We start from the raw sequence: 10,259 nt of genomic DNA, 5'->3' as shown, positions 1-10,259 counted from the left end.
AGACCGACGAGCGGACCTGATCTTCCCCGCCACTGGCACCCTCAATCACCACATCGCCCGCATCATCAACCGTGTAGGTGTCATCCCCTACCCCGCCAATCAGCGTGTCGGCTCCGGCGCCGCCATCCAACCAGTCATCACCCGCTGTGCCAAACAGCTGATCATTACCAACACCACCATCAAGATGCTGTGATTGGGAACTATCGGAGCTACTAGACACAATGTCATTCCCACCGCCAGCAAACACCACGTGACGATCAGCTCCAAGCCAAACGGTGTCATTGCCAGAAGTCAGGCGAAACACGCCTTGACTTTCCAGCACGTTGTTGGCTGTGTTCCATGGAATGATACCCTCAGCGAGGAGATCAGCAAAAGGTGCAAGTCCAATGTTTTGCAAGACTCCAGATACTGCTGCGATGAAGGCTGCCGATTCTGGATCTCCTCCAACGTCCTGAGTTATTTCCCGAGCCAGCGGCAGAACGGCGGCCCAATACCCCGCTATCGCAATTGAGTCACCAGCCGGAGCTTTGATCTTGAATTCAGTCAACAGCTCCGGAGGTGTCAGAAGGGTCAGAAGTCTATCGATCTCAGGCATATAGACAGCACTATCTGCCATGGCATTACCCAATGGGCCAGACATCAACAGCCTGGCTAGGATTCCATCGACAAGACCATTCCAAGAGGCTGTCAAGCTGCCAACGGCCTGTGCATTCGGGTTTCGAATGCCTTGTACGCTAAACTCGGTGCCTAGAAAGGCTTCTAGTGCCGCCAGCTTTCGACCATCAAACAATCCACCTCGTGAAGACGGGTCAACGGTCTGAACACCGGCCCATCGGTATAAAATTTGCTCAGTCTGGTTGCGGGCGTTGGCAAGATTAGCGAGGTTCTGCGAAACAAAACCGGCAACCAATGTGGCTAGGGCGCCATCTGCCAACATGACAGAGCGTAACGATCTGACATCGCCTTGCCCGCGTATGTCAGGCAGATTGTCAATGGTGATATTTCCCGTCAAACCAACGGAGGAGTTACTAGTAACATTTGAGACATCAAACCATATATCTGCGATCAAGCCAGTGGAACCATTTGTATATTCAAAGATCGACTGTTCGTGAATTCGGTTGCCTTCTGCTGTGAAGTTCACAGCTGTGTATTTCAGATCGATAGATCGGATGTTTAACGAAGCGAGTGTGCGCAATTCGCCCGCGTCTGTAGCGCCATTGCTATTGGCATCAAGCCACACACGGAACTGCGACCAGACTGAATCATTCGCATTAAGAATTCGATCATTATTAAGGTCATAGGTGAGCAATTCCGCAAAGCCAGAGCGGCCTAGATCTCCAATCAGCTCATTGATGTTATCGATTTGCCCGTTGGCATTATTGTCAATTGCCAGCAGGCCATCCGTGGGTTTTACCCAACCCGTTTGCTCCTTGATGCCATCACCATCCATGTCGAAGAAAACATTAGACGACGCCCGCGGCGTGAGCTCAATCCCGTTGCCATCCAAGTCAAGAACAATTGGATCTATCAGACGGCGGAGTTGGTCGCGAAGAGCCTCGGCAAAACGATCTCCGGAATTGTCAATCCAATCACGTAAAGCTCTGGGCGGCAAACCCATGCGGTCACCTACATAGTCAGCTATATCTCTAAGGTCACTGTCGGATAATGGAGTCAAATCCTTGCCGAGGGCAGGGGTGTTGATTCTTTCAACATCATCTATGTTGGAGCTAGGCAGAATATCTCCTTCAAATCCGCTCGGGTTAAGTCCAGCTTCCTCCAGTGCTTTCCAGGTAAAATCAATGCAACTATTTGATAGTCCGTTGTATATGCCTGGATTGACTGCCTTGCTATCGCCAAACTGCTTTAGCTTATCATATTGCTCTTGCGATATCTCAATGTTTCGAGAGAACACTTTGCTTTGATACAAAGTGTCGTCATTGTTGCCGACCTTGCCTGGTCCTCTGGGTGCTCCGTCTTGCTTGGGGGAATATCCGTATGATTTCTTCCCACCGTTCCCATCGTCTATTGTGTACCACATATGGCCAAATGACGATGTTCCTCCTGTAGATAGAACTGCACCACGGTCCGCGACTTTTACTGTTACCGTTGGCATGTTGTGATTGTTGCTATGAAATGATTCTGAGATCATACTTGGATCCGCCAAATGCCGCCATAGTCAAGATCTTTCCTCAACATATCTCAACTTGAGCTTGGTGAGTTAATGATACGGAGGCTTTGGAGATTCATCCCTCTCACAGGAAAGCGGCTTTGTGATCGCAGCTATGGGTTGGGGTTATTGGCGGCAAGTGGCTCAGCTACAGTGACTACGAGCAGGCCACAGCCAAGAAGCGAACCTAAAGTGAGAAGTTTTTGGCTGGGATGAATGACGTGGACCCCAGAAACTGAACCAGCCCTTATGAGAGCCACCCTACCGGCCAGACTTGGCCAGGAGAAGCTCCATGAAACACAAGCGCCACACCCCCCAGCAGATCATCCTCAAGCAGCGCATCGCTGAGAAGCTGCTCAACCAGAGCCAGACCGTCGCCGATGTCTGCAGGACCCTGGAGCTTTCCGCGCCCACCTACCACCACCCGGCGGCGGGGGTTTAGGGTGTCACACGGCGCAAGGGCTGCGCGAGTGCGGGCGGCGTCCGGAGCCCAAAGCCGCGTGGGGCAACATGAGCAATCACAGCCCGGTCCCGCACCCTTGCGCGCGCGTGGTTCTGGAGCCCCTCGCCGCCGCCGGGCTGGGTGGGGCAGGTCACGGCTGGCGCGGGGCCTGCCCGCGACTGCGGTAGCAGGACGATCTGGGGCCTGTTCTGCAGAAGCGTCTGCTTGCGTGCTGCTGCCTGTCCCCTTTCAGGAGCAGCTCCTTGCAAGACACGTAAGCCGTAAGAATCCTCAGAACCACTGCAGCAACAGGGAACTGCGTCTTACGCGCCTGGTGTTTGTGGCTCAGGTCGGACCCATGCGGCTCGACCTGGGGCCTCCGCGACACCTGCTGTCCTGTGGAGCACCCGCTTAAACCGGTACTCACGTACTGCTGCTGCGCACATGGCAAGCACCCGCCTCTCGCGCACTGCAGCGTCACGCGACGAGCCCATCGAGGACTGGCCCTACCTCGATGTGACCGTGCTGCTGGCCAGCCGCAGCCGCACGGTCTGCATGACTTGCCATTGGTTTCGCCACCACGCCGGGGTGAACTGCATCCCTGTGCTTACCTGTCAGCTGCACCAGGGTCTGCTCGTGCACGGGGAGCACCTCACCCGCCGTTGCCAGGGTTGGACTCAAGACATGACGCGCCAGCGGGGCTGGTGCCCGGTGGTGGGATGAGCAGCCGGCGCGCGGTGGTGGGTGTGATGGGTGCCGGAGAGGGCGCCTCGGCTGAGGCCGTGGCCCTGGCCGAGGAACTGGGGGAGTGCATCAGCTCCAGGGGATGGGTGCTGCTCACCGGTGGCCGCCCGACGGGGGTGATGGCAGCGGCCAGCCGCGGCGCGTCGCGGGTGGAGGGGCACCTGGTGGTGGGGGTGCTGCCGGATGAGGGGAACGGTGCCGACAAGCAGCACACAGCGGAGTTGGATCTGGCCGTGTTCACCGGCATGGGCAAGGCCCGCAATGTCATCAATGTGCTCAGCGCCGATGTGGTGGTGATCTGCGGTGGTGGTGGCCCCGGCACAGCCTCAGAAGCCGCCCATGCGCTCAACGGCGGCCGGCCGATGATCTTGCTGGCAGTGCCGACGCTGTGGCGTGAGTTCTTCTGCTCGCTCAGCGAGGGAGTGGAGAGCACCGGTGATGTGCAGGAGTGCTGTCGGTTGATCGAGGCCAGGCTCCGATAGGCATGAGCCAGCGACCCACGCGCGTCCCCCTGACCCCGCAGGAGGGTTGGCTGATCCATGGCCACCAGGTGCTGCGCTTTCGCCCGACCCGCTGGGAGCGCCAAGTGCAATTGCTGGAGATCACCAGCGGTGAACTGCTCGCGGATCAGGAGATCCCGTTGCTGAAATCACGCCAGGAGCTGACTCGGGCGGAGGCCCTCAAGCTCTGGGCTGAGAAACGCCAGGCGGGCTGGGTGCAGTGCAGCCCCCAGTGGTGATCACCGTGACTGCCCTGAGCGAGCCATTCCCACCAAGCTGATCCAGAACCGATGGCCCACTCTTTGCCGATGAGCAGCAGCCACCAGCCACGGCGTTACCGCCTGGTGGATCACCACGGCCACCCCCACCTTGAGCTCGATGAGCACTTCGATTCGATCGAGGAGGCCTGGGCGTTCGCCACCGACTGGTGGCAGCAGCAACAGCCCCCTGGCGAAGCGACTTCCCAGATTGGCCTTGGGTTGGAGGTGAGCACCGAGAGCGGCAGCTGGCGCACCCTGCGCCACTCCCAAGGCTGAACCCTGCAAAGGTGAGTCCACAGGCCACTCCCGCCCTGCCGCGACCGTCTCCCACCGATCCTTCCCAGGCCAGTCCGCAGCCCACTGAGGTGCTGGCGGGATCGATCGAGCGCGTCACCTTCCACAACGCCGAGAACGGCTTCTGCGTGCTGCGCATCAAGGCCCGCGGCCATCGCGACCTGGTGACGGTGGTGGGTCACGCCGCCGAGATCAGCGCCGGCGAGTGGGTAACCGTCAGCGGCACCTGGGTGAACAGCCGCGAGCACGGCCAGCAGTTCAAGGCGGCGTTCCTCAGGGCTTCGGCGCCCACCACCGCCGAGGGGATCGAAAAGTACCTGGGTTCGGGAATGATCCGCGGCATCGGCCCGATCTACGCCAGCAAGCTCGTGGCGGTGTTCGGCGATCAGGTGTTCGAGGTGATCGAGCAGACCCCCGAACGCCTGCGGGAGGTACCTGGCATCGGCCCGGTGCGGGGCCAGCGGATCAGCCAGGCCTGGGCCGATCAGAAGGTTGTGCGCGAAATCATGGTCTTCCTGCACAGCCATGGGGTCGGCACGGCCCGGGCCGTGCGGATTTTCAAGACGTACGGCAATTAGGCAAGCCCTACTAAAGAAGTCAGTCATTGCAAGGACTCTGGAGCCATCAGAGAAGAGGCTTGGGCCACACCTTGGGCCACGCTTCCTGACCCAGTGGCAAGAACACCTTTGGGGCTGCGCTGGAAAGCCAGAGAGCTTCAAGACCAAACTAGATAACATCGACTGTCGCGAGCTCATCGCTTTGGAGAAGGGCGTGGTCGAGAGTCCGCAACGTCCTTGCAAGCGAACCGAAGCCGAGCCAATGAACAAGAGGCGGATTTGCGGAGCCCTTGAGGCCACCCGCACCATGAGGAGGCCTGTGCGCAGCCCTTCATCACAAAAAAGAGGAGGAGGGGGACTTTCAGCGCCACGGCATCGCCACGCTGCTCACCATGGCGGGGATCAGGCCGTGATGGACGAATTGGCCAGTTGCTCACTCAGCCCTGCCTTCCAGGTCGATCGGATGCATGCATCGTGAAGGACTCCTTGACAATATCGTCTCAACGCAGTTAGTTTCCTAGATGATGCTCTGCAAATAAGTGAGTAGTATTAAGAGTTCTTAAAGTCCAGTTCCACCTACCCCGTACAAGCCAGTGAACTTACTCAAGAGCCCACTCAGCGCCGCCTACGACGATCTCGCCTTTCTGGCGAAGAAAAGTAGTTTCTGGGATATATTTAAAGGCGTTTTTGGCACCAACTACAATTCAGGCCTTGCAGAAGCTATTCGCAAGCAGTGGCAAGAGCGAGACTTTACCCAGATTCCCAAAATCGTCGTAACGACGACCTCTGTCTTGGGCAGAGCGAATGCGGCCTACTCGAAAGACGCCAATACGATCTATGTTTCCGATCGCTTCCTCTCAATAGCTACGGCAAACGAAGTCAAGGCCGTGCTGCTGGAGGAGATCGGCCACTATGTGGACGCAGTTGTTAACACCACCGATACCAAAGGGGATGAGGGGGAGTTGTTTTCCCTGCGAGCCCGTGGCCTCACGCCTACGGCCAAGGATCTTCAGCGCATCACCACCGAGAACGACAGCGGCACCATTGTGCTGAATGGTCAGGCCCTCGCCGTGGAAATGGCTGTGCCTGTGGTGTATGAAAGTGTGCTCATCAACAAGAGCAACCTCAACAACTTTGGTTCGGGCACTTCTTTCTATCTGATTTCTGGTCTCAATGCTGCTTGGACTCAGAATTCAGGCAGCAACATCATCCTCTATCTCTACAATGGAGTCAACAAGCAGGCTATTGCCAATGAGGCTTACGCTGGCTCGATGGAATTCGACATCTCTGGAGGGACTGTCGTCTATGCGAAAAAGGGGATGGAATTTGACATCTCTGGAGGGACTGTCGTCTATGCGAAAAAGGGTGATATCTACCAGTACAGTACAGGCGTTACCACCCGGCTGACGACCACAGCCACCAGCGAGTTTGCGCCCATCGTTGATGGATCCACCATCGCCTGGAAGGGAGTAGGAGCCAACAGCAACGAGATCTTTCGCCGCAATGGTACTACCAATGTCCAACTAACGAACAACGCCTTTGATGAAGAGTCGATGCAGCTCTCGGGCAGAAACCTCATCTGGGCTGCCTGGGATGGCACTGATTATGACATCTTCTTGAATAACGGCACCACAACAAAAGCCCTCTCCAGCAACAACACCGACGATTACGATCCTGTGATCGCCGGTAACCGGGTGGCCTGGTTCAACTGGACGGGATCTCAGACGAATCTCTGGTATCACAATGGCACAACCAGTTCGCAGATCACCACAGGCGAGGACGTTCTGGATGTGGTTTTGTGCGGCAACAACCTGGCCTACGTGGTGTTCAACCCAGGATCCAGCACCTACTCTATCAAGTTCTATAACACGACCACCAAGGTATTCACCACGCTGGACAGCGATCTGATTTTCCAGCCCACCCCTGTGAGCTTGCAGAGCAGCTCCACCTGGATTGCCTGGAATGAGTACAAAACCTTGCCGGCAGGTGGTGTCTCCAGTCAGCTGAGATTGTTTGATGGCAGTTCCACCGTGAATATTGGAACTCCCAATGCCGTTTCCACATTCAAGCTGGTTGGAAAACGGCTCGTGTATTCAGAGACTGCCACCTCTGGACTTGGTGGTACATCTGCCCTTTTTCTATACGATGGCAGTGGCGTAACCCCATCCACGACCCAGCTGACTTCGACTGAATTCAGCTACGGACTACTGAATCTGGATATCGTCGGCAATCAGATCTTGCGTGAGCGTGCTGAATACAACAGCACCACATTCGGTCAGCAAATTGGCAACTCGCTGCTGCTGATGAAACCTACCACCAAACCCATCCTCTCTGCCGCCAACGTCAAGGTGGTGGAGGGCTTGTCATCACCTCAGTCGGCAACGGTCACCGTCACTCTATCCGCCGCCAGTGCTTCAACAGTCAGTGTCAAGTACCAGACCTTGAATCCTTCCTCGGGAGGTGATGCTATTCCTGGCTTAGACTACACAGCAACCACGGGAACCCTTGTCTTCGCCCCTGGCCAGACCACGGCAAAGATCACCATCCCGATTCTTGATGACACCTTTGCCGAACCGGATGAGACGTTCCAGGTTTTGCTGACGGATCCCATCAATGCCGTGGTGGCGCCGGGGTTTGCCCAGGCAACCGTAACGATCACCGACACCCTGGAGAAGACCGGAACCGCTGGCCAGACGATCGTCTTGCCCAATGGCGTTGAGAACCTGACACTCACCGGAGCAGCCAATATTCACATTAACGGGACTGGCAATACTGGGAACAACATCATCAGGGGAAACAGTGGCAACAATATCCTCAATGGTGGCGGAGGTAGTGATCAGCTGATCGGCGGGCTTGGCAATGACACCTATATTGTCACTCAATCTATCTTCTCTTTCCCTGGCAACCCCAATCCGCCCATCAAGGAAGAGCTCAATCAAGGCATCGATATAATCTCAGTTGATGCAAGTTCTGTTTTTTCCATCACGCTTCCCGACAATGTCGAGAATCTTGTTGTTACAGGCTCAACGCCCGCGTTCATCGCGTTCACGGCTTCTGGCAATGAACTGGCGAACCAGATAACGGGAAATCTTGGAGACAACTTCTTGGATGGTCTTGGTGGTATCGATACAGTAAACTATTCCTTGGCCACCGCCGCCAACGCAGCGGTGACGATCAGCCTCGTGGCCGGTTCGGCCTCCGGTGGAGGTGGCTTTGACAATCTTACCGGATTTGAAAATGTCATTGGATCCACCTTCGACGATACGATTACAGGAGACAACACCTCCAATGTGCTGAGGGGGCATCGTGGGAAAGACACCTTGACGGGGCTTGGCGGGGTCGACAAATTCGATTACCGGGTCTTGAACGAATCTCTGTTGGGCGCCGCCAACAATTCCTTTGATCGCATCACTGACTTCAATGCAGCCGCCGGGGGAGACAAGTTGCTTGTTCCCGTGGCTCGCGCTGGTTTCCTGTCTGCAGGCGCCGTTACGACCCTCAACAGCTCTGGTGTTGCAGCCAAGCTCACCGCTGGGACCTTCCTGGGCAATTTCGCTGCCTCCTTCACCTTTGGCACCGGGCCTGCGTTGCGCACGTTCGTGGCCATCAACGACGCCACGGCGGGGTTTTCGGCCACCACCGATGCCATCGTCGAGGTCACCGGACTGGTGGGCACCTTGGGACTCGGCAACTTCGCCACGGCATAGAAGCGGCTATGACGGCCGTCTTTTCCCCATTGATTTGTGACCAACTTCAAGTGGGCTGATGCGGCACTGGCCAAGGCCAGAGTAATATTCGCTTTCAGGAAGGTCTGTGATGGGTGCAGGTATCACAGTGCCCATTCCCCGAGGTGCAGGAAGCGGTAATGCATCCCTAACCCCAATACCCTTTAAGACGTGATGCTCCTGGGCTCCAGCTGACCAATTGCCGAACCTATTGAAAGCTAAGCTACTGCCACCATTCATCGGGGATCATATGGCACGCCTGGCAAACACTCCCTCTGTGCATTCCTCTAATGGTGGCATTAGCCTCTGAAGCAGACACGGTGATCTCCGTAGGCGATGGCGACATCTTGCGCGTCGAAGAAGCCGGGAGGAAGATCACGATCCGGGTGGCCTGCATCGACGCCCCCGAGAGGGCTCAGGCCCCCTACGGCCAGCAGGCCCGAGACGCCCTCCAACAACTGCTGCCGGTCGGGTCCACGGTCACGCTGAGAACCCAGACCAAAGACCGCTTTGGACGGACCGTCGCTGAGGTGTTCACCCAGAACGGCGCCAATGCCGGCCTCAGCCTGGTCCAGCAAGGCAACGCCTTCGCTTATCGCCAGTACCTGCACCAGTGCGACCAGTGGGCCTACCTCGATCGGGAGCGACTGGCCGAGCGCTATCGGCTCGGTGTCTGGCGGTTAGCAGGCGGCATCGAGCGCCCTTGGGACTTCAGGGCTGCCAGGCGGGGTTTGCAGAGCCAGCCGGTGCCAAGACCTCAGCGGCCGGTGAACCTCACGATCATCAACGGCGGGTCTACTTCAGGGAGCAGTTCAGGAAGGCGGTGGTACTGCAGGACCGTGGGGTCTTGGGAGCATGCCCAGGAATTGCTGCGGCAAGGTCACACCTACCTGGATGGAGACAGTGATGGCGAAGCCTGCGAGGCGCTGCGCTGAAGGGTCGGACAACCGCACCTTGCTGCTCTGGCTGATACCTGCATCTTCGTTATGGTCCAGCTAACCGTTGCTGCACCAACATGGCCCTCGCAGGACCTGAACTGCTCGCCAAAGTCAAGGAGCTGGGCGATGCCTCCAAGTCCGATCTGGTGCGAGCCGCCGGCTATGTGAGCATCAAGAAGGACGGCAGCGAACGGCTGAACTTCACCGCCTTCTATGAGGCCCTGCTGGAGGCGAAGGGCGTGAGCTTCGGGGACGGTGGTGGCAACGGCAAGGGTGGCCGCAGCTTGAGCTATGTCGCCACGGTGCAGGGCAACGGCAACCTGCTGGTGGGAAAGGCTTACACCGCGATGCTCGATCTCAGGCCCGGCGATGAGTTCGAGATCAAGCTCGGTCGCAAGCAGATCCGCCTGGTGCCCGCCGGAGGGGCTGACGAGGAGGAGTGAACCCTCCGGCAGCGGGCAGGGCCGACTGAAAGTCAGTCACAAGGCCGATTGCGGTGCCTTTATTGGGCTGCTGTCCTCGGTTGGATTGCTCCTCTCTCTTGTCCAAGCCCGCGTCGCCTTCTGATCTGATCGGCTTTCTGCAGTCGCTTCCTGAGGGCCGCAAGCGCCGGGGCGTGCGCTATCCCCAAT

9 protein-coding genes and 1 pseudogene are annotated in these 10,259 nt (G+C 57.4%); 9 read left to right on the top strand and 1 reads right to left on the bottom strand.

Annotation, left to right across the window (positions count from 1 at the left end):
- Positions 1 to 2,164 (bottom strand): annotated as a pseudogene (locus KBZ33_RS21735) (hypothetical protein); the annotation flags it as partial.
- Positions 2,165 to 2,459: 295 nt separating this feature from the next.
- On the opposite strand from KBZ33_RS21735, the gene KBZ33_RS20305 reads away from it, so the two are divergent.
- From KBZ33_RS20305 to KBZ33_RS20265, 9 genes are all read left to right on the top strand, one after another.
- Complete coding sequence (locus KBZ33_RS20305) at positions 2,460 to 2,609, top strand: hypothetical protein (RefSeq protein ID WP_254955261.1); 150 nt, start codon at positions 2,460 to 2,462, stop codon at positions 2,607 to 2,609.
- A 444-nt stretch (positions 2,610 to 3,053) separates the two neighbouring features.
- Positions 3,054 to 3,332 carry a galactose oxidase gene (locus KBZ33_RS20300; RefSeq protein WP_254955260.1) on the top strand — a complete coding sequence of 93 codons (279 nt, stop codon included), beginning with the start codon at positions 3,054 to 3,056 and terminating at the stop codon, positions 3,330 to 3,332.
- Positions 3,329 to 3,835 (top strand): hypothetical protein, encoded by a 507-nt coding sequence (locus tag KBZ33_RS20295; RefSeq protein ID WP_254955259.1) that lies wholly within the window; start codon positions 3,329 to 3,331, stop codon positions 3,833 to 3,835. Before KBZ33_RS20300 ends, KBZ33_RS20295 begins: the two co-directional genes overlap by 4 nt.
- Before the next feature lie 2 nt (positions 3,836 to 3,837).
- Positions 3,838 to 4,092, top strand: coding sequence for a DUF1651 domain-containing protein (locus tag KBZ33_RS20290; RefSeq protein WP_254955258.1), 255 nt, complete (start codon positions 3,838 to 3,840; stop codon positions 4,090 to 4,092).
- A gap of 51 nt (positions 4,093 to 4,143) precedes the next feature.
- Positions 4,144 to 4,389 carry a hypothetical protein gene (locus KBZ33_RS20285; RefSeq protein ID WP_254955257.1) on the top strand — a complete coding sequence of 82 codons (246 nt, stop codon included), beginning with the start codon at positions 4,144 to 4,146 and terminating at the stop codon, positions 4,387 to 4,389.
- 11 nt (positions 4,390 to 4,400) lie between these two features.
- On the top strand, positions 4,401 to 4,985 hold the full coding sequence (locus KBZ33_RS21730) for an ATP-dependent RecD-like DNA helicase (protein WP_254955256.1): 585 nt from the start codon (positions 4,401 to 4,403) through the stop codon (positions 4,983 to 4,985).
- Between the two features lie 572 nt (positions 4,986 to 5,557).
- Entirely contained in the window at positions 5,558 to 8,671 is a 3,114-nt protein-coding gene (locus tag KBZ33_RS21725) for a bluetail domain-containing putative surface protein (RefSeq protein ID WP_254955255.1), read from the top strand.
- A gap of 308 nt (positions 8,672 to 8,979) precedes the next feature.
- Positions 8,980 to 9,624: a thermonuclease family protein gene (locus KBZ33_RS20270; RefSeq protein WP_254955254.1), complete on the top strand. Its 645-nt coding sequence runs from the start codon at positions 8,980 to 8,982 to the stop codon at positions 9,622 to 9,624.
- An 80-nt stretch (positions 9,625 to 9,704) separates the two neighbouring features.
- Entirely contained in the window at positions 9,705 to 10,070 is a 366-nt protein-coding gene (locus KBZ33_RS20265) for an AbrB family transcriptional regulator (RefSeq protein WP_254955253.1), read from the top strand.
- Positions 10,071 to 10,259 lie beyond the last annotated feature (189 nt).

This window comes from Cyanobium sp. Cruz-8D1, assembly GCF_024345975.1.
GTDB lineage: Bacteria > Cyanobacteriota > Cyanobacteriia > PCC-6307 > Cyanobiaceae > Cyanobium.
The sequence above is the reverse complement of the archived record's forward strand: the minus strand, read 5'-3'. Positions and strand labels throughout refer to the sequence as shown.

What these genes read in the sequence shown, in the direction of transcription:
- KBZ33_RS20305 (WP_254955261.1), top strand. Translation starts at nt 2,460, where the DNA reads ATGAAACACAAGCGCCACACCCCCCAGCAGATCATCCTCAAGCAGCGC.
- KBZ33_RS20300 (WP_254955260.1), top strand. Translation starts at nt 3,054, where the DNA reads ATGGCAAGCACCCGCCTCTCGCGCACTGCAGCGTCACGCGACGAGCCC.
- KBZ33_RS20295 (WP_254955259.1), top strand. Translation starts at nt 3,329, where the DNA reads ATGAGCAGCCGGCGCGCGGTGGTGGGTGTGATGGGTGCCGGAGAGGGC.
- KBZ33_RS20290 (WP_254955258.1), top strand. Translation starts at nt 3,838, where the DNA reads ATGAGCCAGCGACCCACGCGCGTCCCCCTGACCCCGCAGGAGGGTTGG.
- KBZ33_RS20285 (WP_254955257.1), top strand. Translation starts at nt 4,144, where the DNA reads ATGGCCCACTCTTTGCCGATGAGCAGCAGCCACCAGCCACGGCGTTAC.
- KBZ33_RS20270 (WP_254955254.1), top strand. Translation starts at nt 8,980, where the DNA reads ATGGTGGCATTAGCCTCTGAAGCAGACACGGTGATCTCCGTAGGCGAT.
- KBZ33_RS20265 (WP_254955253.1), top strand. Translation starts at nt 9,705, where the DNA reads ATGGCCCTCGCAGGACCTGAACTGCTCGCCAAAGTCAAGGAGCTGGGC.